Here is a 21,679-nt window from a genome sequence, read left to right as displayed (position 1 = left end):
GAGGCGGGCGCCCGCGGTTTCGTCGAGCTTGATGGCGCCCTGTGCGGCTTCGAGGGTGACCTCGCCGAGGCGTCCGACGCCGCGCAGTTCACCGGTGGCGGTCTTGGCTTCGACGCGGGAGCCGGCGGGCAGCTGGACGGTGACCTCGACGGATCCGCTGTGGCCCAGGATCCGGTTCTTCGCCGGCGCGGCCTCGATCCGCAGGACACCGTCCGTGTAGGCGACCGTGGTCTGCTCCGCCGCCTTCACGTCCCGGCCGCTCCCCGCGTTCGCCGGCCGCACCTCCACCGTCGTGTCCGCCCGCTCCGCCGCGATGAACTGGATGCGCCCTGCCGGGACGTCCAGGACGACTGAAACGGGGGCCGGGGTGTCGAACTTCTGCATGACGCTCTCCTGCTGCTCGTTGTTTCTGACATCGCAAACGCTACGTTGCCTTCACGATCTCGGCAACGCATTCGTTGCGCACAGACGGCATTTGCGCAGGTAGAAGCGTTAATATCGTTGCAACGGGCCTTCTTTTAACGCAACGAGAGATAGGCAGGTCGTTGCATTGGAGGGGAAGTGAACGCTACGGGGGGGGCGGCACGCCGCCCCGGCGGCGTCAGGAGGCCCAGGCGCCCGGTGCGCGGAACGGCGGGCACGGCGCCGGCGGGAGGGTGCGGGTGCTCGGGGCGGAGGGTGCGGGCTGCTGCCGGGACGCGTGGATCCGGCGGAGGCGGGCCGTGAGGAGGACGGCGAGGGCGGCCGCCTCTTCGGCGGTGGGGTTGCCCCGGGAGATCCGGATCGAGGCCATGGCGAGGGCCGTTGAGGAGGCCTCGGCGGCGATCGCCCCGGCAGGCTCCGCGCGGTCCGCGCGCTCCGGGCGGGCCGCGGGCTCCTTCGCGGGCTCCGGGCGGTCCGTGGCCGCGGGCGGGTCGGCGGGGTGTTCCCCTGCGGGGGTGGCGCACACCGCGGGGGCGGTCGGCAGCGGACGTTCCTCGACGATGATCATGGGTGGCCCCTTTGACACGGTTGCACCGGGGAGCGCCTGGTGCCGGACAGTCCAGGATCGGTCCGGGTGCTACAGCCGGGCTCGGGTTCCGCCCGGGAATACGTACGGAATGACTCGCGGACGACTCCGATCATGGCCGGAACACGACGTTCCGGCCTCGATTCCCCACCGAAATTCCACCGCAATTCGAGCCGCACTCAAATCGAATTCGAGCGTCATTCCAGTGGATATTGCGGACACACAAAAGGGCCGCCGCGGTCCATTCCAGTGGAATGGACCGCGGCGGCCCCCTGGGGTGAGTCGAGCCGAGTCAGCCGGTCTTCCTGCGGAAATACCGCTTCTGGCCGGCCGAGCCGCTCATGTTCTTCACCTTGATACGGCCCTCTTCGTGAGCCGTGCGGGCGCGCGAAGCGTTGGACTTGCGCTCCAGGGCGGCCCGGAACTTTTCCTTGGCATCTTCTGCAACGCCACCGTCGAACGACTTGTCAGTCATACGTACCTCCTGCAATCAATCGACAGAAAAAGTCTGGCACAGAATTGCCGGAATGACGACCCCGCATTCACGAGCCCATGCAAGGGAATTCGCCATTTCCGGGGTCAGGCGGTGTCAAGGAGGAGCCGGTCCTTCGCGGCGGGCGCCGCGGTGTCCGCGGGGGTCTGGGCGGCGGGCTCCTCCGGCGCGGCCTGAGGGGTCTTCGAGGCGGGCAGGAGCGGGCTGAGGAGGGCGACGAGCGCGAAGACGCCGACGTTGTACCAGAGCGTCACCGAGGTGGCGTCGCTGAAGCGTTCGGCGCGGCCGGCGCCGGCCGCGCCCTCGTCGCCCGTCAGGCTGAAGAAGATGACGCCGACGATGGCGATGCCGGCGGCCGTACCGAACTGGATGACGGCGTTGACCACGCCGGAGCCGGCTCCCGCGTCCTGTGGCGGGATGTCGCCGAGCACCACGTTGGTCAGGATCGGCGAGCACAGTCCCATGCCGAGGCCGACGATCAGTTCGGCGCCCGCGACGTGGTACCAGTCGATGTCCGCGCCCTGGCTCGACACCGCGAGGATCATGGCGAGGGTGCCGAGGGTCATCACGGACGTGCCGATCGCGACGAACCTGCGGCCGTTGGCGGTGCCCTTGCGCCAGGCGATCTGGAAGGTCGCCATGATGCCGACCGGGAACGCCACGGTCACCAGCGCCGTGCGCAGCGCGGACCAGTCGAGCCCGAGCTGCATGTGGTAGGTCAGCACCAGGAAGAACGAGGTGATGCCGGAGAACGCCAGCATGACCACGACGACGCCGGCCCGGAACGAGCGGTGGTGGAACAGGGTCGGCGGGACCAGGGCGGATCCGTCGCGGCGGTGCCTGCGGCTCTGGTGGAAGCCGAACGCGCCGAAGAGCAGCACGGAGGCGCCGGCCAGGACGAACATCCAGCCCGGCCAGCCCTGTTCACGGCCCTGGACCAGCGGGTACATCAGGCCGAGCGAGGCCAGCGTGACGAGGACGACGCCCGTGATGTCGAGCCGTGGTGACTGGTCCGACTTGCTTTCGGGCATGGTCCAGGCGGCCAGGACGATCGCGAGGATCCCGAAGGGGATGTTCACGAAGAAGATCGAGCGCCAGCCCAGGCCGAAGAGGTCGAGGTCGGTCAGTACGCCGCCGAGCAGCGGGCCGCTGACGCCGCCCAGTCCGAGGACCGCTCCCATCAGGGAGAAGGCGACGACCCATTCCTTCTGGTCGAACATCGTCATGATGACGGACATCACCTGGGGCACCATGAGCGCCGCCGTGAGTCCTTGCAGCAGGCGGCCGCCGACGAGCACGCCCGGGGTGGTGGCGAGCCCGCACATCGCCGAGGCGAGGGTGAAGCCGAGCACGCCGGTGATGAACAGCCGCTTGCGGCCGTAGATGTCGCCGAGGCGGCCGCCGGTGATGAGGAAGACGGCGAAGGCCAGCGCGTAGCCGGCCAGCGTCCACTGGGCGGTGGCGAACTCGGCGTGCAGGTCCTGCTGGATGGCCGGCAGGGCGACCGTGACGATCGTCGCGTCGACGTTGTCGAGGAAGGCGGCGAGCAGGACGACGGCGAGCGCGACCCACCGGCGCCGGGAGGCTGCGGTGGGGGGAGGCGCTGCGGCCGTGGCGTCCGCCACGGGCTCCGGCGAGGTGGACGAGGACACGTGATCAACTCCTGGGAAACGGGGCCGGGGGGAATCGGAGTGGGGGGAGGGAACCCGGGGGCCGGTCCGGGGGGAGACCGGCCCCCGGGGGTCAGATGCCGCCGAGGACGGCGTCCAGGGCCGCGTCCATTTCGTCGTCGGTGAGTTCCTGGGCGGTCTGCAGGGCGTCGGCGGGGGCGTCGGCCGTGGCGGTGGCGGTGGCGGGTGCGGCGAGTTCCAGCAGCCGGTCCAGCAGGCCGCTCTGGCGCAGCCGTTCGGCGCCGATCCGGGTCACGGCCCACTGGGCGGCCTGGGCCGGGTCCTGCGGCGGGGTGTCGGCGACGGCGGCGGCGGTCTGTGCCGCGCCGTCGAAGGAGAGCTTGCCGAGCAGGTATCCGGCGATGGCGCGCGGCGTGGGGTAGTCGAAGGCGAGCGTGTTGGGCACGGCCACCTGCGTGTGCCGGGCGAGGCGGTTCTTCAGTTCGACGGCCATCAGGGAGTCCCAGCCGAACTCCCGCATGGGCTTGTCGAGCGGGACGCTGCCGGACAGCCCGAGGACGGCGGTGACCTCCTGCTGGACGAACTTGCGCAGTTCCGCCTCGCGTTCCTCGGCGGGCAGGGCGGCCAGCCGGTCCCGGAAGGCGGAGCCGGCCTCGGTGGCCTCCTTGGCCTTCCTGGGCTGCGTACGGACCAGGGCCCGCAGCAGGGCCGGCGGGTGCGTCCCGGAGTCGCCGGCCGCGAGGCGGGTGGTGTCGAGCTTGAGCGGCACCAGGTGCGGTTCGGGGCGGGCCAGCGCGGCGTCGAAGAGGGCGAGGCCCTCGGCGGCGGTGAGCGGCTGGGCGCCCTGGCGGCGCATCCGGGCGAGTTCGGCCTCGCCGAGCTGCGCGGTCATTCCGGCGCCGCCCTGGGCCCACAGGCCCCAGGCGAGGCTGGTGGCGGGCAGGCCGAGCTTGTGGCGGTGGGCGGCGAGCGCGTCCAGGAAGGCGTTCGCGGCGCCGTAGTTGGACTGGCCGGGTGATCCGAGGGTGCCGGCGACCGAGGAGAAGAGGACGAAGGCGGCCAGGTCCAGGTCGCGGGTCAGCTCGTGCAGGTGGCGGGCGCCCGCCAGTTTGGGGGCGAGGACGCGGGCGAACCGCTCGGGCGTCTGGTTGTGCACGACACCGTCGTCGATCACCGCGGCGAGGTGCACCACGGCGGTCAGCGGGCGTTCCGCGGCGGCCTCGGCGAGCAGGCCGGCGACCGCGTCGCGGTCCGAGACGTCGCAGGCCAGGATGCGTACGCCGGTCGCGCCGGCGGCTTCGAGGCCGGCCACGAGGTCGTGTGCCCCGGGGGCGGCCATGCCCTGCCGGGAGGTCAGCACGAGGTGGCGCACGCCGTGTTCGGCCACGAGGTGGGCGGCCAGGTTGCGGCCGAGTTCGCCGGTGCCGCCGGTGAGCAGGACCACGCCGTCCGGGTCGAGCGCCCGGCCGACGGTGAGGACCAGCTTGCCGGTGTGGCGGCCCTGCGCCATGTGCCGGAAGGCCGCGGGGGCCTCCCGTACGTCGTACGCGAGGTACGGGAGCGGGGCGATGACCCGGTCGGTGAGCAGGCCGGACAGCTCGGTGAGCATCCGGTGCAGGTGCTCGGGCTCCAGCGACATCAGGTCGAAGGCGCTGTAGGCGACGCCCGGGTGGGCGGCGGCGACGGCGTCGGCGTCGCGGATGTCGGTCTTGCCCATCTCCAGGAAGCGTCCGCCGCGCGGCAGGAGGCGCAGTGAGGCGTCGGTGAACTCGCCGGCGAGGGAGTTCAGTACGGCGTCGAAGCCGGCCCCGCCGGTGGCGGTCAGCCACCGCTGTTCGAAGTCGGTGTCGCGGGAGGAGGCGATGCGCTCGTCGGGCAGTCCGAGGGCGCCCAGCGTGTCCCACTTGGGGTGGCTGGCGGTTCCGTAGACCTCGGCGCCCAGGTGGTGGGCGAGCTGGACGGCGGCCATGCCGACGCCGCCGGCGGCCGCGTGGACGAGGAGCTTCTCGCCGGGGCGCAGCGCGCCGAGGTCGGTGAGGGCGTAGTAGGCGGTGAGGAAGGCGAGCGGGATCGTCGCGCCCTCCTCGAAGGTGAGGGTGTCGGGCAGCTTGGCCATCAGGTGGCCGTCGCCGCGGACCTCGGTGCCGAAGGCACCGAGCGCGAGGCCCATGGCCCGGTCGCCCGGGCGCAGGTGGGTGACCGCGGAGCCGGTTTCCAGGACGGTGCCAGCGAACTCCAGGCCCAGTTTGGGCGTGGCGACCATGCCGAGCGCGTTGAGGACGTCGCGGAAGTTCATGCCGGCGGCGCGGACGGCGACGCGGACCTCGTCGGGGCCGAGCGGGCCGTCGGCCGGGACGGGGACGAGTTCGAGGCTGTCGATGCTGCCCTTCTCGCGGATGTCCAGGTGCCAGGGGCCGTCGCCGGCGGGCGGGGTGAGGGCCGCGCCGCCGCCGGCCGCCGCGGCGCGGGCGGTGGTGCGTACGAGGCGGGGGGCGAACAGGGCGCCGCCGCGCAGGACCAGTTCGGGTTCGTCGGCGGTGGCGAGGGCGGCGGCGAGGGCCGTGGCGCCGGGGGTGGGAGTGTCGAGGTCGAGCAGGCGCAGGGTCCGGTCGGGGACCTCGCCGCGCAGGGCCCGTACCAGGCCCCACAGGGGGGCGTGGGCGAGGTCGGTGACGGTGTCCTCGGGGCGGGCCGCGACGGCGTCGCGGGTGATCCACACCAGCTCGGTTTCCGCGGTCTTCGCGGTGAGCAGCTGTTGTACGAGGTCCAGTGCGGCCAGGGTGTTCGGCTCGGCGGTGTCGCTCGCCCCGGGGGTGGTGGCGTCGATGACGATGCGGTCGGGGGCGGGGCCGTCGGCGAGGAGGGGTTCGGGGCCTGCCGACCAGGGGGCGCCGAGGGTCTCGGCGAGAGCTCCGCTGCCGCCGATCACCAGGGTGGTGGCGGGCTGCGGGGCGGACTGGGCGGGCTGGGCGGGCTCGGCCACCGGCTGGAAGTCGACGCGGTACAGGTGGTCGCCTTCGGAGCGGGTGACGCGCAGCTGGTCGGCGGTGGCCTGCCGGATCTGGAGGGCGCCGGACAGGACGGGCTCGCCGGTGGCGTCGGTGACCAGGACGGTGGCGGAGAGGCCGGCGGCGGCGGACCGCGGGTCCTGGGCGTCCTGGGGGTCCTGGGGGTCCTGGGCGTCCAGGGCGATGCGGACGCGCAGTTCGGTGCTGTCGGTGGCGTACAGGGTGACGTCGGTCCAGGCGAAGGGGAGCAGCACCGTGCCTTCGGGCTGCCCGGTTCCGCCGGGGGTGACGCCGGCCAGGACGTGCAGGGCCGCGTCCAGGAGCGCCGGGTGGACTCCGTGGCCGTCGGTGTTCTGGCGCAGCGGCTCGGGCAGGGCGACGCGGCCGTAGGCGACGTCGCCCCGGCGGGCGAGGGCGGTGAGGCCGCGGAAGGCGGGGCCGTAGGCGAGGCCTTCGCCGCCGAGCTGCTCGTAGAAGCCGTCGAGTCCGATGGGCTCGGCTCCCGCGACGGGCCACTGGGCGAGGTCGGCGAGCCCCTCGGGGGTTTCGCCGGCGGGGTCGTCGGCGAGTTCGCCGGAGGCGTGCAGGGTCCAGGCGGCCGGGTCGGCGGATGCTTCCGGCTGGCTGTGGACGGCGATCTTCCGCCGCCCTTCGGGGTCGGGGACGCCGACCTTGACCTGGAGCCGCAGGGGTTCGCCGGAGGTGAGGAGGAGCGGCTGGGCGAGGGTGAGTTCGGCGACCCGTTCGGCGCCGACGGACCGGGCGGCGGCCAGGGCGAGGTCGAGCAGGCCGGTGCCGGGCACGAGGACGCTGCCGAAGACGGCGTGGTCGGCGAGCCAGGGGTGGTCGGAGAGGGAGAGCCGGCCGGACAGCAGCTGGCCCTCGCCGTCGGCGAGCGTCAGCACGGCGGCGAGCCAGGGGTGCCCGGCCGGTACGAGGCCGGTGTCGCGGGCGCCGCGGGCGGTGCCGCGGGCGGGCTCGAGCCAGAAGCGCTCGCGCTGGAAGGCGTACGTGGGCAGGTCGGCGGCAAGTGCGGCCGTGCGGGCCCGTGCGGCGGCGGGCCGGTCGGTGAACACCTGCTCCCAGTCGGGTTCCTGGCCGCTGACGTGGAGCGCGCCGAGGGCCTCGACGAGGGCGCGGACCTCGTCCGGTGCCTGGTCGGGGTCCTTGGGCGCGCGCTGGGAGGCGACGAACACGGCGGGGTCGGTGACGCAGTTGGCGCCCATGGCGGCCAGTACGGCGGCCGGGCCGCATTCGAGGTGGCGGCCGATGCCGTCGGTTTCGAGGGTGCGTACGGCGTCCAGGAAGCGTACGGCGTCGCGGACCTGCCGTACCCAGTATCCGGGGTCGCGCAGGCCTTCGCCCGCTGCCAGGTCCGGGCCCATGCGGGTGCCGGTGACCGTGGAGACGACCGGGATGCGCGGGGCGGCGAACGTGGTGTCCTCGGCCACCTGCCGGTAGGCGTCGAGCATGGCGTCCATGTGCGGGGAGTGGAAGGCGTGGGAGACGGTCAGGCGGCGGGTGCGGCGGCCGAGTTCGGTGAAGTGGCCGGTGACGGCGGCCACGGCGGCCTCGTCCCCGCTGACGACGGTCTGCGCGGGCCCGTTGACGCCGGCGATGGAGACGCGTCCGGGAACGTCGGCGAGGGCTTCCAGGGTGTCGAGGACCTCGGACTCGGAGGCCTCCACGGACGCCATGGCTCCGCCGCGCTCGCAGGCCTGCATCAGGCGGCCGCGGGAGGCGACGAGGCGGGCCGCGTCGTCCAGGGTGAGGACTCCGGCGACGTGGGCGGCGGCGAGTTCGCCGATGGAGTGCCCGGCGACCGCGGCGGGGCGCACGCCCCAGGCCTCCCACTGGCGGAAGAGCGCCGTCTCGACGGCGAACAGGGCGGGCTGGGCGTACTCCGTCTCGTGGACGAGTGCGGAGCCGCCGAGGACGAGCTCGGCCAGCGGCTGGTCCAGGTGCGGGTCGAGCGCGGCGCAGACCGCGTCGAAGGCCTGCCGGAAGACCGGCAGGGCGGCGTGCAGGGCACGGCCCATGCCGGGGCGCTGGCTGCCCTGTCCGGTGAACAGTACGGCGAGGGGGCCGTCGGCCGCGGTGCCTTCGGCGGCGCCCGCGGGGGTGCGGCCTTCGGCGAGGGCGCGCAGCGCGGTGACCGCTTCGGCGGTGGTGGTCACCGTGAGGGCGGCGCGGTGCTCGAAGTGCGTGCGGTGGAGGGCCGCGGTGTACGCGAGGTCGGCCACCGGGGTTTCGGGGCGGCCCTCGAGCCAGTCGGCCCAGCGGGTGGCTTGCGTGCGCAGGGCCGTCTCGTCGCGGCCGGAGAGGACCAGGGGGAGGACGGGCGCTGGGAGCGCCTGGGTCGCTTGGGTCGTGGCTTGGGTCGTGGCTTGGGTCGTGGCTGGGGCCGTCGCTTCGGTCGCTTCGGTCGCTATGGACGGTTCCGTCGCTTGGGTCGCTTGGGTCGCTTCGGTTGCGTGGGTTGCTTCGGCTACTTCGGTTGCTTCGGTCCTTGCCGTCGCCCCGGTCGGGGCCGGGACGGCCGTCGGGGGCTCTTCGAGGACGACGTGGGCGTTGGTGCCGCTGAGGCCGAAGGAGGACACGCCCGCGCGGCGGGTGCGGGCGGCGTCCCGGGTCCAGGGCCGGGCGTCCCGGAGGAGTTCCAGGCCGCTGCCGTCCCAGGTGATGTGCGGGCTGGGCTCGTCGGCGTACAGGGTCTTGGGCAGGGTCTCGTGCTGGAGCGCGAGGATCATCTTCATGACGCCCGCGACGCCGGCGGCGGCCTGCGCGTGCCCGATGTTGGACTTGGAGGAGCCGAGGTAGAGGGGCCGGTTCTCGTCCCGGTCGGGGCCGAAGACCTCGGCCAGCGCGCCCGCCTCGATCGGGTCACCGAGCGGGGTGCCGGTGCCGTGCGCCTCGACGGCGTCGATGTCGGCGGGGGTGAGCCGGGCCGCTTCCAGCGCGTCGTGGATGACGCGCTGCTGGGCGGGGCCGTTCGGGGCGGTGAGGCCCTGGCTGCGGCCGTCCTGGTTGACGGCGGAGCCGCGGATGACGGCCAGGACGCGGTCGCCGTCGCGCTCGGCGGCCGACAGTCGCTTGAGGACGAGGATGCCGACGCCGTCGGACCAGCCCGCACCGTCCGCCAGGGCGGAGAAGGACTTGCAGCGGCCGTCGGGGGCCATGCCCTTGAGGCGGGAGAACTCCACGAACAGCCGGGGCGTGCTCATGACGGTGACGCCGCCGACGAGGGCGAGCTCGCACTCGCCCTGGCGCAGGGCGCTCGCGGCGAGGTGGAGGGAGACGAGGGACGAGGAGCAGGCGGTGTCGACGGTGACGGCCGGGCCCTGGAGGCCCAGCGCGTACGAGACGCGGCCGGAGACGACGCTGGAGGCGTTGCCGGTGCTCACGTACCCGTCGAAGGCGTCGAGTTCGCGGCCCTGCTCGCCGTAGTCGGAGCTCATGGCGCCGAGGTAGACGCCGGTGCGGCTCTCGCTGAGCGAGCCGGGACGGATGCCGGCGCGTTCGAGGGCTTCCCAGGCGGTTTCCAGGACGAGGCGCTGCTGCGGGTCCATGGAGAGGGCCTCGCGCTGCGAGATGCCGAAGAAGGCGGCGTCGAAGTCGGCGGCGGCCTCGATGAAGCCGCCCTCGCGGGCGTAGCTCTTGCCGACGGCTTCCGGGTCCGGGTCGTACACGCCGAGGTTCTCCCAGCGCGAGGGCAGGCCGCCGATCGCGTCGCCGCCGGCGGCGAGGAGGTTCCAGTAGGCCTCGGGGGTGTCGATGCCGCCGGGGAGGCGGCAGGCCATCGACACGACCGCGATCGGGTCGTCGGCGGCCGCGGCGGGGGCCGCGTGCCGACGCGTGTTCGGCTTCGCCTTGGGTGTGCCGGTGGTCAGGGCCAGCTTGTCGAGGAGCAGGCCGGCGATGGCGGTGGGGGTCGGGTAGTCGAAGGCGAGGGTGGACGGCAGCGCCACCCCGGTCTCGGCGGACAGGCGGCGGCGCAGCTCGACGGCCATCAGGGAGTCGATACCGAGCTCCTTGAGGACCTGCTGCGCACCGATCCCGTCGGCCGCGCCGATGCCGAGGACCACGGCCGCCTCGCGCTGCACCAGCCGGATCAGCGACGGCAGCCGCTCGGCCTCCGGCTGCGCCGCGAGCTGGTCGCGCAGGCCGGTCGGCGTGCCGGCGGACTGCCCGGCGCGCTTCTTCGGGGCGCGGACCAGGGCCCGCAGCAGGGCGGGCAGTTCGTCGGGGCGCCGTTGCAGGGTGACGAGGTCGAGCTTGACGGGGACCAGGTGCGGGTGCGCGGAGCCGAGGGCGGTGTCGAGGGCGGCCAGGCCCTGCTGCTCGGTGAGCGCACCGATGCCCATGCGGCGCATGCGGGCGAGTTCGGCTTGGCCGAGGGTGGCGGTCAGACCGTGACCGGCCTGCTGCCACAGACCCCACGACAGGCTCGACGCCGGCAGGCCACTCGCCCGGCGGTGGGCCGCCAGGGCGTCGAGGAAGGTGTTCGCCGCCGCGTAGTTACTCTGACCGGCACCGCCCAGGACACCGGCGGCGGAGGAGAACAGCACGAAAGCAGCCAGGTCCAGGCCCTGCGTCAGCTCGTGCAGGTGAAGGGCGGCTTCGGCCTTCGGCTGCCAGACACGGGACAGACGCTCCGCGTCCTGCGAGACGAGCAGACCGTCGTCCAGAACGGCCGCGAGGTGGAACACGGCCGTCCACGGGCGGTCCGTATCCGCGAGCAGCGCTTGCGCCTGACGGCGGTCCGAGATGTCAGCAGCGACGATCCGCACGGTCTCGGCACCCGCCGACTCCAGCTCCGCCACCAGCTCGGCAGCACCCGGAGCCTCCGGGCCGCGCCGAGACGTCAGTACGAGATGACGTACGCCGTGCACGGACACCAGATGACGGGCAACCGCCCGACCCAGCTCACCCGTACCACCGGTCACCAGCACGGAACCGTCGGGGTCCAGGGGCGGGGCGTCGGACGCCTTGGCGGTGCGGACGAGGCGGGCGGTACGGATCTCCCCGTCGCGGAGCGCGATTTCGGGCTCGTCGGTGAGGGTGAGGGCCGGGGCCAGCGCGAGGTCGTCCCGGGCGCGGTCGGTGCCGAGGTCGATGAGGCGCAGGGTCCGGTCGGTGTGTTCGGCGCGCGCCGCGCGGAGCAGACCCCACAGGGCGGCGTGGGCCAGGTCGGCCACACCGTCGTCGCCGGCGTTGGTGGCGGAGCGGGTCAGCCAGACGAGTTCGGTCTGTTCGAGGCCCGGTGCGGCCAGCAGGAGCTGGAGGATCCGGAGGGCGGAGGCGGCCAGCTCACGGGCTTCGGCGGCAGGAGCGGGTGCGGTGGCGTCGACGAGGACGCGGGCCGGGGCGTCGGCTCCCTCGGCGAGGTGCGCGAGGAGCGCGTCGACGTCGGCGAACACCTGCGCGCCGAGGGCGGCGGCGATCCCGGCGTCGCCCTCGAGGGCCCAGGTCTCCCCGGCCGGTTCCGCGTCGCCCGGGGTGCGGGTCGGGCGGAACTCGACGTGGTACAGGTGCTCGGCCCGCTCGCCGGCGCGGATCTGCTCGGCGCTCGCCTCGCGGATCGCGAGGCCGCGGGTGCGGACGACGGGGTGTCCGGTGCCGTCGGCGACGGTGAGGGTGAGGTGCTCGTCCGCTCCCGACGCGACGTCGACGCGTACGCGGAGCTCGGTGGCACCGGCGGCGAGGAGCTCGACGCCGGTCCACTCGAACGGCATGAACACGCGCTGCCGTGCTTCTTCGTCGCGTACGCCCATGAGGGTGTGCAGCGCGGCGTCGAGGAGGGCCGGGTGAACACCGAAGTCATCGGCCTTCAGCCCGTCGGGGAGACGGATCAGACCGTACGCCGTGTCGCCCTTGCGCCAGAGCTCGGTCAGACCCTGGAAGGCCGGACCGTAGTCGAGGCCGCGCTCGCGGAAGCCCTCGTAGAAGCCGTCGAGATCGACGGACTCGGCGCCCGGGACCGGCCACTGGGCCAGCTCGGCGAACGCGTCGCCGTCGGAGGGGGCGGTGGTCTCCGCGGCTTCCGCGAGTTCACCGGTCGCGTGACGGCGCCATTCCTCGTCGCTGCCGTCGGGCCGGCTGTAGACGGTGACCGGGCGGCGGCCGGTGGGCTCGGGCGCGCCGACGGCGACCTGGAGGCGGACCGCACCGTCCGTACCGAGCAGTAGCGGCTCGGTGAGCACGAGTTCGGCAACGCCGGGGGCGCCGACGTGGTGGGCGGCGGTGAGGGCCAGTTCGAGCAGGCCGGTGCCGGGGACGAGGACCGAGCCGAAGGCCGCGTGACCGGCCAGCCAGGGGTGCTCGGCGAGGGAAACGCGGCCGGTGAAGAGGTACCCCTCACCGTCGGCGAGGGAGATGACGGCCCCGAGCCACGGGTGCTCGGAGACATCGAGTCCGACCCTGCGCACATCGCCCGAGGTCTTCGGGGTGTCCAGCCAGAAGTGCGTGCGCTGGAAGGCGTACGAGGGGAGCTGTACGAGGTTCCCTGCGCCCAGGACGCGGTCCCAGTCGAGGTCGTGGCCCTGGACGTGGAGCAGGCCGAGGTTGCGAAGCAGCTGGGCCGGCTCGCCGTGCTGACGGGCGAGCGAGCCGACGACGATACCGCCGCGCTCCGCACTCCCGTCGGTCAGCGGCATGGACAGGACCGGGTGGGCGGAGATCTCGACGAACACGCCGTGACCGTCGTCCAGAAGCTGGTTCAGAGCGCGGTCGAAACGGACGGGCTCGCGCAGGTTGCGGCACCAGTAGGAGCCGTCGAGAGCGGTGCCGTCGGCGACCTCGCCGGTGACGGTCGAGTAGAAGGCGATGTCCGTGCCCGTCGGGGCGATCCCCTCGAAGCCCTCCGCCAGCGCGGGCAGCAGAGGGTCCATCTGCGCGTTGTGGGACGCGTAATCCACATTGATCTTGCGTGCGTAGACACCCTGGTCCGACAGCTCGGCGACGATCCGCACGATCGCGTCCGCTACACCTGAGATCACCGTCGAACCGGCCGTGTTCACCGCGGCCACGGAAAGCGCCTCGCCGTACGGGGCGAGGAACTCCTCCACCTCGGACACCGGGCGCTCGATCAGGGCCATACCGCCCTGACCCGCGCAGGCCAGGACCGCCTGGGAGCGCTGCGCGACGATCTGCGCACCCTGCTCCAAAGTGAGAGCACCGCTCACCACCGCGGCCACCACCTCACCCTGCGAGTGGCCCACCACGGCGGACGGTTCGACGCCGAGGGAACGCCAGACGGCGGACAGGCCGACACCCATGGCGAACAGGGCCGGCTGGACCACGTCCACCCGGTCGAACGGCGGGTGATCCCCCTCCTCCCCCGCCAGGACCTCACGCACCGACCAGCCCGTGAACGGACGCAGAGCCGCATCACACGCCTCGATCGTCTGCCGGAAGGTCTCGTTCTCCGCGAGCAACGCCCGGCCCATGCCGACCCACTGCGAGCCCTGACCCGGGTAGACGAACACGACCTTGCCGCGCTCAGTCGCACTCCCGGTCACCACCGCGTCATGCGCATCGCCCTCCGCGAGCGACCGCAGCGCCTCCACCAGACCGGCAGTGTCCGCAGCGATCACGCTCGCCCGCGATGCGAAGTGCGAACGGTGACGGGCGGCGGTCGCCGCCACATCGGTCAGCGGAACCTCGGTGCGCCCGGAGAGCCAGTCCGCCCAGCGGCCCGCCTGCTCCCGCAGCGCGGCCTCGTCACGCCCCGACACCACCACCGGAAGGGGACCGGGGGCCGGTGCGGCGGCAGCCTGCTCGGCGAGCTGCTGCGCGGGGGCCTCCTCCAGCACCACGTGGGCGTTCGTACCACTGAGGCCGAACGACGAGACGCCCGCGCGGCGGATGCGCTCCGCGCCGCGCTCCCACGCCCGCGCCTCGTTCAGCAGCTCGAGGCCGCTGTTCTTCCACTCGATGTGCGGGCTGGGCTGCTCGGCGTGCAGGGTCTTGGGGAGCACGCCGTGCTCCATCGCCAGGATCATCTTGATGACGCCGATGACACCGGCGGCGGCCTGCGCGTGCCCGAGGTTCGACTTGGCGGAGCCGAGGTAGACGGGCTGCTTCCCGTCCCGGTGGGGGCCGAAGACCTCGGCCAGCGCGCCCGCTTCGATGGGGTCGCCGAGCGGGGTTCCGGTGCCGTGCGCCTCGATCGCGTCGATGTCGGCGGGGGTGAGCCGGGCCGCTTCCAGGGCGTCGTGGATGACGCGCTGCTGCGAGGGGCCGTTCGGGGCGGTGAGGCCCTGGCTGCGGCCGTCCTGGTTGACGGCCGAGCCGCGGATCACGGCCAGGATCGGGTCGCCGTCGCGCTGCGCGGCGGAGAGCGTCTTCAGGACGATCACGCCCGCGCCCTCGGCCCAGCCGGCGCCGTCCGCGTCGGCCGAGAAGGACTTGCAGCGGCCGTCGGCCGCCATGCCCTTCAGGCGGGAGAACTCCACGAACAGCGCCGGGGTGCTCATCACGGTGACGCCACCCGCGAGGGCGAGCTCGCACTCGCCCTGGCGCAGGGCCTGGACGGCCAGGTGGATGGAGACGAGCGAGGAGGAGCAGGCGGTGTCGATGGTGACGGCGGGGCCCTGGAGGCCGAGCGTGTAGGAGACGCGGCCGGAGACGACGCTGGAGGCGTTGCCGGTGCTGTACCCGTCGAGGGCGTTGAGGTCGTGGCCCTGCTGGTTGCCGTAGTCGGAGCTCATGGTGCCGAGGTAGACGCCCGTACGGCTCTCGCTGAGCGAGTCGGGGCGGACGCCGGCCCGCTCCAGGGCCTCCCACGAGGTTTCCAGGACCAGGCGCTGCTGCGGGTCCATGGAGAGCGCCTCGCGCGGCGAGATGCCGAAGAAGGAGGCGTCGAAGCCCTCGGCTCCGTCGATGAAGCCGCCCTCGCGGGCGTAGCTCTTGCCGACGGCTTCCGGGTCCGGGTCGTAGACGCCCAGGCTGTCCCAGCGGGAGGGCAGGCCGCCGACGGCGTCACCGCCGGAGGCGAGCAGCTCCCAGAAGCCCTCGGGGGTGTCGATGCCGCCGGGGAGGCGGCAGGCCATCGACACGACCGCGATCGGCTCCGTACGCGAGGCCCGCTCGGCGTTGAGTTCCTTCTCGGTCTCGACGAGCGCGTTCGCCGTGCGCCGCAGGTACGCCTCGAGCTTGGCCAGCTTCTCGACTTCGGACGCGCTCATTCACTCACTCCAAGCTTGCGATCCAGGAACTGAAGGAGGTCATCGGTGCTGTCGCCGCCGAGCTCGGCTTCGGTCTCGGCGGCATCGGCTGCTTCGGTCGGGCCGGCCTCGGCCGAGGCCTTGGCCAGGCCGTCGCGCAGGGCCAGCAGCCCGGCGGCCAGGCCCGGCTCCTCGAGTTGTTTCGGTGTCGCGGAACGCAGGAGTTCCACGAGGTTGTCGATCTGGTTCTTCGTCACGCGCTGTCCGGGGCGTGCCGCTCCCCCGGCTCCCACGGCCAGCTTGTCGAGGAGCAGGCCGGCGATGGCGGTGGGGGTGGGGTAGTCGAAGGCGAGGGTGGAGGGCAGCGTCACCCCGGTCTCGGCGGACAGGCGGCGGCGCAGCTCGACGGCCATCAGGGAGTCCATGCCGAGCTCCTTGAGGACCTGCTGGGCGCCGATGCCCGCCGCGCCGGAGGCGCCGAGGACGACGGCGGCCTCGCGCTGCACGAGCTGGGCGAGCCGCGGCAGGCGCTCGCCTTCCGGCAGGGCGGTCAGCTGCTCGCGCAGTCCGTTCCCTCCGGTCGCCGCCTCGCCGCCGGCGCGCTTGCGCGGGGCGCGCAGGAGGCCGCGCAGGAGGGCGGGTGCGTCGCCGCCGTTGTCCAGCTCGCGTTGGAGCGGTGTGAGTTCGAGGCGTACGGGGACCAGGTGCGGCCGGCCGGAAGCCAGAGCCGCGTCCAGGGCCGCCAGGGCCTGCCGCTCGCTGAGGGCCGCGATGCCGCGCCTGCGCATGCGGGCGAGTTCGGCCTGTCCGAGGGTGGCGGTCAGACCGTGACCGGCCTGCTGCCACAGACCCCACGACAGGCTCGACGCCGGCAGGCCATTCGCCCGGCGGTGGGCCGCCAGGGCGTCGAGGAAGGTGTTCGCCGCCGCGTAGTTGCTCTGACCCGCGCCACCGAGGACACCGGCGGCGGAGGAGAACAGCACGAAAGCAGCCAGGTCCAGACCCTGCGTCAGCTCGTGCAGGTGAAGGGCGGCTTCGGCCTTCGGCTGCCAGACACGGGACAGACGCTCCGCGTCCTGCGAGACGAGCAGACCGTCGTCCAGAACGGCCGCCAGATGGAACACGGCCGTCCACGGGCGGTCCGTATCCGCGAGCAGACCGGCGATCTGGGCACGGTCGGAGACGTCGGCCGCCACGATCCGTACGCTCTCGGCGCCGGCCGCCTCCAGCTCGGCCACCACATCAGCGGCTCCCGGGGCCTGCGGGCCGCGCCGGGAGGTCAGTACGAGGTGACGTACGCCGTGCACGGACACCAGGTGACGGGCCACCGCCCGGCCCAGCTCACCCGTACCACCGGTCACCAGGACGGAACCGTCCGCCGCGAACTCCGGCAGCTCGCCGCCGGACTCCGCACGCACCAGACGCGCCACCCGCACCTCACCACCGCGCACCGCGAGCTCCGGCTCACCGGTGACGGAGAGGGCCTGGGGCAGGAGGGCGTCCTCGGTTCGGCCGTCGGGGCCGAGGTCGATGAGTCGGATCACCCGGTCGGGGTGCTCGGCACGGGCCGCCCGGACCAGGCCCCACAGGGCGGCGTGGGCCAGGTCGGCCACGCCGTCGCCGGTGTCGACGGCCGAGCGGGTCACCCAGACGAGCTCGGTCGAGGCCAGCCGGGGTTCCGCGAGCAGGCGTTGGAGCGTGGTGAGGGCGGAGGCGGTCAGCTGCTCCGCCCTGCTGCTCTGTCCTATCCCTCGCGTCGCATCCAGTACCAGTCGAAGGGGTAGCTCGGCCCGCTCATCGATCTGGGCAAGGAGTACATCCACATCAGCCACATAGTCGGCCTCCAGGGTTGTGAACATCTCGGCGTGGTCGCCGAGAATCCATGTGCCGCCCGCCGGGGAGTCCTCGTGAGCCAGCGTGCCGCGGGCGGCGAAGTCGACGCGGTAGAGGTGCTCGGTCCGCTCGCCGGCGCGGATCTGCTCGGCGCTCGCCTCGCGGATCGCGAGGCCGAAGGCGCGGACGACGGGCTGCCCGGCCGGGTCGGCCACCCAGATACGGGTGTTGGTGCGGGTGTCGTCGAGGTCGATGCGTACGCGGAGCTCGGTGGCACCGGCGGCGAGGAGCTCGACGCCCGTCCACTCGAACGGGAGCAGCACCTGCCGGTCGTCCGGGTCCTGGCCGCGTACGCCCATGAGGGTGTGGAGCGCGGCGTCGAGGAGGGCCGGGTGAACACCGAAGTCGTCCGCCTTCAGCCCGTCGGGGAGACGGATGAGACCGTACGCCGTGTCGCCCTTGCGCCAGAGCTCGGTCAGACCCTGGAAGGCCGGACCGTAGTCGAGGCCGCGCTCGCGGAAACCGTCGTAGAAGCCCTCGAGATCGACGGACTCGGCGCCCGGGACCGGCCACTGGGCCAGCTCGGCGAAGGCGTCGTCGCTGTCGGCGGGGGTGGGGGTGGTGGCGGTGGTCTCTGCGGCTTCCGCGAGTTCACCGGTGGCGTGACGGCGCCAGCCGGATTCGGAGGCCTCGTCCGGGCGGCTGTAGACGGTGACCGGGCGGCGGCCGGTGGTGTCGGACGGGCCGACCACCACCTGGAGCCGGAGGACCGATTCCTCGGTCAGGGTCAGCGGCTCCAGCAGGGTGAGCTCTCCGACCGACTCCGCGCCGACGTGGTGGGCGGCGGTGAGGGCCAGTTCGAGCAGGCCGGTGCCGGGGACGAGGACGGTGCCGAAGGCCGCGTGTTCGGCCAGCCAGGGGTGCTCGGCGAGGGAGATGCGGCCGGTGAAGACGTGTCCCTCGCCGTCGGCCAGAGCGGTCACGGCGCCGAGCCACGGGTGGTCGGGGACGTCGAGGCCGACCGACCGGACGTTGCTGGTGGGCTTGGCGTTCTCGAGCCAGTAGTGCTCGCGCTGGAAGGCGTAGGTGGGGAGCTGTACGAGGTTTCCGGTGCCGGTACCGAGGACGCGGTCCCAGTTCAGGGTGTGGCCCTGGACGTGGAGCAGGCCGAGGTTGCGGAGCAACTGGGCCGGCTCGCCGTGCTGACGGGCGAGCGAGCCGACGACGATACCGCCGCGCTCCGCGCTGCCGTCGGTCAGCGGCATGGAAAGAACCGGGTGGGCGGAGATCTCGACGAACACGCCGTGACCGTCGTCCAGGAGCTGGTTCAGGGCACGGTCGAAACGGACCGGCTCGCGCAGGTTGCGGCACCAGTACGAGCCGTCCAGGGCCGTGCCGTCGGCCACCTGGCCGGTCACGGTCGAGTAGAAGGCGATGTCCGTGCCGGTGGGGGCGAGCCCGCTGAAGCCCTCCGCCAGGGCGGGCAGCAGCGGGTCCATCTGCGCGTTGTGGGACGCGTAATCCACATTGATCTTGCGGGCGTAGACACCCTGATCCGACAGCTCCGCGACGATCTTCGCGATCGCGTCGGCCTGTCCCGAGATCACCGTCGAACCCGCCGTGTTCACCGCGGCGACCGACAGCGCGTCACCGTACGGGGCGATGAAGCCCTCGACCTCGGACACCGGGCGCTCGATCAGGGCCATACCGCCCTGACCCGCGCAGGCCAGGACCGCCTGGGAGCGCTGCGCGACGATCTGCGCACCCTGCTCCAAAGTGAGAGCACCGCTCACCACCGCGGCGACCACCTCACCCTGCGAGTGACCCACCACGGCCGACGGCTCCACCCCGAGGGAACGCCAGACCGCCGAGAGGCCCACGCCCATGGCGAACAGGGCGGGCTGGACCACGTCCACCCGGTCGAACGGCGGGTGATCGCCCTCCTCCCCGGAGAGGACCTCGCGCACCGACCAGCCCGTGAACGGACGCAGGGCTGCATCACACGCGTCGATGGTCTCGGCGAATACGGGGTTGTGAGCGAGGAGTTCACGGCCCATGCCCACCCACTGCGAGCCCTGACCCGGGTAGACGAACACGACCTTGCCGCGCTCAGTCGCGCTCCCGGTCACCACCGCGTCATGCGCATCGCCCTCGGCGAGCGACCGCAGCGCCTCCACCAGACCGGCAGTGTCCGCCGCGACCACACTCGCCCGCGACTCGAAGTGCGAACGGTGACGGGCAGCCGTAACCGCCACATCGGACAGCGGAACCTCGGAGCGCGCCGACAGCCAGTCCGCCCAACGGCCCGCCTGCTCCCGCAGCGCGGCCTCGTCACGACCCGACACGACCACCGGAAGCGGGGCCTCCGTAGCGGCCGCTGCCCCGCCCGTGGGAGTCGCCGCGGGCGGCTCCTCCACGATGACGTGGGCGTTCGTACCGCTGAGGCCGAAGGAGGACACGCCCGCGCGGCGGATGCGCTTCGCGCCCCGCTCCCATGCACGCGCCTCGTTCAGCAGCTCGAGGCCGCTGCCGTCCCAGGTGATGTGCGGGCTGGGCTCGTCCACGTACAGGGTCTTCGGCAGGGTCTCGTGCTGGAGCGCGAGGATCATCTTCATCACGCCGACCACGCCGGCGGCGGCCTGCGCGTGCCCGATGTTGGACTTGGAGGAACCGAGGTAGACGGGCCGGTTCTCGTCCCGGTCGGGGCCGAAGACCTCGGCCAGCGCGCCCGCCTCGATCGGGTCGCCGAGCGAAGTGCCGGTGCCGTGCGCCTCGATCGCGTCGATGTCGGCGGGGGTCAGGCGCGCCGCTTCCAGGGCTTCCTGGACGACCCGCTGCTGCGAAGGGCCGTTCGGGGCGGTGAGGCCCTGACTGCGGCCGTCCTGGTTGACGGCCGAGCCGCGGATGACGGCAAGGACGCGGTCCCCGTCGCGCTCGGCGGCCGACAGTCGCTTCAGGACGAGGATGCCGACGCCCTCCGCCCAGCCCGCGCCGTCCGCCTGCGCCGAGAAGGACTTGCAGCGGCCGTCGGGGGCCATGCCCTTCAGGCGGGAGAACTCCACGAAGAGGGCGGGGCTGTTCATGACGGTGACGCCGCCGACGAGGGCGAGCTCGCACTCGCCCTGCCGCAGGGCGCCTGCCGCCAGGTGCAGGGCCACCAGCGAGGAGGAGCAGGCGGTGTCGACGGTGACGGCCGGGCCCTGGAGGCCCAGCGCGTACGAGACGCGGCCGGACACGACGCTGGAGGCGTAGCCCGTGCTGGTGTAGCCGTCGAGGGCGTCCAGGTCGTGGCCCATGTGCCCGTAGTCGGAGGTCATGGCGCCGAGGTAGACGCCGGTGCGGCTCTCGCTGAGCGAGCCGGGACGGATACCGGCCCGCTCCAGGGCCTCCCACGACGTTTCCAGGACCAGGCGCTGCTGCGGGTCCATCGACACGGCCTCGCGCCGCGAGATCCCGAAGAACGAGGCGTCGAAGCGTTCGATGTCCTCGATGAAGCCGCCCTCGCGCGAGTAGCTCTTGCCGACGGCTTCCGGGTCCGGGTCGTAGACGCCCAGGCCGTCCCAGCGCGACGGCAGGCCGCCGACGGCGTCACCGCCGGAGGCGAGCAGCTCCCAGAACCCCTCCGGGGTGTCGATCCCGCCAGGGAGCCGGCAGGCCATCGACACGACCGCGATCGGGTCGTCGGCGGGGGCGGCGTGCGCGGCGTGCCGGCGCGTGTTCGGCTTCGCCTTGGGTGTGCCGGTGGTCAGGTCCAGCTTGTCGAGGAGCAGGCCGGCGATGGCGGTGGGGGTCGGGTAGTCGAAGGCGAGGGTGGAGGGCAGCGCCACCCCGGTCTCGGCGGACAGGCGGCGGCGCAGCTCGACGGCCATCAGGGAGTCGATACCGAGCTCCTTGAGGACCTGCTGCGCACCGATCCCGTCGGAGGACGCAACACCCAGGACCACGGCCGCCTCGCGCTGCACCAGCTGGATCAGCGACGGCAGCCGCTCCGCCTCGGGCTGGGCGGCCAGCTGGTCGCGCAGGCCGGTCGGCGTGCCGGCGGACTGCCCGGCGCGCTGGCGACGGGCGCGCAGCAGGCCCCGGAACAGGGCCGGGACCGCCCCGCCCGCGTCCAGCTCGCGCTGGAGGGAGGTGAGTTCGAGGCGTACGGGGACCAGGTGCGGCCGGCCAGAAGCCAGGGCCGCGTCCAGGGCGGCCAGGGCCTGCGGTTCGCTGAGCGCGGCGACGCCCTGGCGGCGGAGCCGGGCGAGTTCGGCCTGGCCGAGGGTGGCGGTCAGGCCCTGGCCGGCCTGCTGCCACAGACCCCACGACAGGCTCGTCGCGGGAAGTCCGTCGGCGCGCCGCTGGGCGGCGAGGGCGTCGAGGAAGGTGTTCGCCGCCGCGTAGTTACTCTGACCCGCGCCACCGAGGACACCGGCAGCGGAGGAGAACAGCACGAAAGCAGCCAGGTCCAGACCCTGCGTCAGCTCGTGCAGGTGAAGGGCGGCTTCGGCCTTCGGCTGCCAGACACGGGACAGACGCTCCGCGTCCTGCGAGAC

General features: G+C 73.2%; 5 protein-coding genes and 1 pseudogene. All 6 read right to left on the bottom strand.

All coding sequences use genetic code 11. The features are described from left to right. Window positions 1–384, bottom strand: a pseudogene (locus ACZ6I1_RS33825) (DUF4097 family beta strand repeat-containing protein); the annotation flags it as partial. A gap of 217 nt (window positions 385–601) precedes the next feature. Beyond that, window positions 602–991, bottom strand: a complete 390-nt coding sequence (locus ACZ6I1_RS33820) for an acyl-CoA carboxylase epsilon subunit (RefSeq protein WP_469292848.1) — start codon at window positions 989–991, stop codon at window positions 602–604. Window positions 992–1,301: 310 nt separating this feature from the next. Continuing rightward, window positions 1,302–1,484, bottom strand: a complete 183-nt coding sequence (locus ACZ6I1_RS33815; protein WP_446594842.1) for a DUF5302 domain-containing protein — start codon at window positions 1,482–1,484, stop codon at window positions 1,302–1,304. A gap of 104 nt (window positions 1,485–1,588) precedes the next feature. Beyond that, window positions 1,589–3,154, bottom strand: a complete 1,566-nt coding sequence (locus ACZ6I1_RS33810; protein ID WP_469292846.1) for an MFS transporter — start codon at window positions 3,152–3,154, stop codon at window positions 1,589–1,591. A gap of 91 nt (window positions 3,155–3,245) precedes the next feature. Next, complete coding sequence (locus ACZ6I1_RS33805; protein WP_469292845.1) at window positions 3,246–15,329, bottom strand: SDR family NAD(P)-dependent oxidoreductase; 12,084 nt, start codon at window positions 15,327–15,329, stop codon at window positions 3,246–3,248. Next, a partial coding sequence (locus tag ACZ6I1_RS33800) for a type I polyketide synthase (protein ID WP_469292844.1) occupies window positions 15,326–21,679 on the bottom strand: 6,354 nt, incomplete at its 5' end. The genes ACZ6I1_RS33800 and ACZ6I1_RS33805, both read right to left, overlap by 4 nt.

The organism is Streptomyces sp. NPDC046303 (genome assembly GCF_055588085.1).
The sequence above is the reverse complement of the archived record's forward strand: the minus strand, read 5'-3'. Positions and strand labels throughout refer to the sequence as shown.

Excerpts from the sequence above, each read along its gene's own strand:
- ACZ6I1_RS33820 (WP_469292848.1), bottom strand. The coding sequence starts at position 991 with ATGATCATCGTCGAGGAACGTCCGCTGCCGACCGCCCCCGCGGTGTGC.
- ACZ6I1_RS33815 (WP_446594842.1), bottom strand. The coding sequence starts at position 1,484 with ATGACTGACAAGTCGTTCGACGGTGGCGTTGCAGAAGATGCCAAGGAA.
- ACZ6I1_RS33805 (WP_469292845.1), bottom strand. The coding sequence starts at position 15,329 with ATGAGCGCGTCCGAAGTCGAGAAGCTGGCCAAGCTCGAGGCGTACCTG.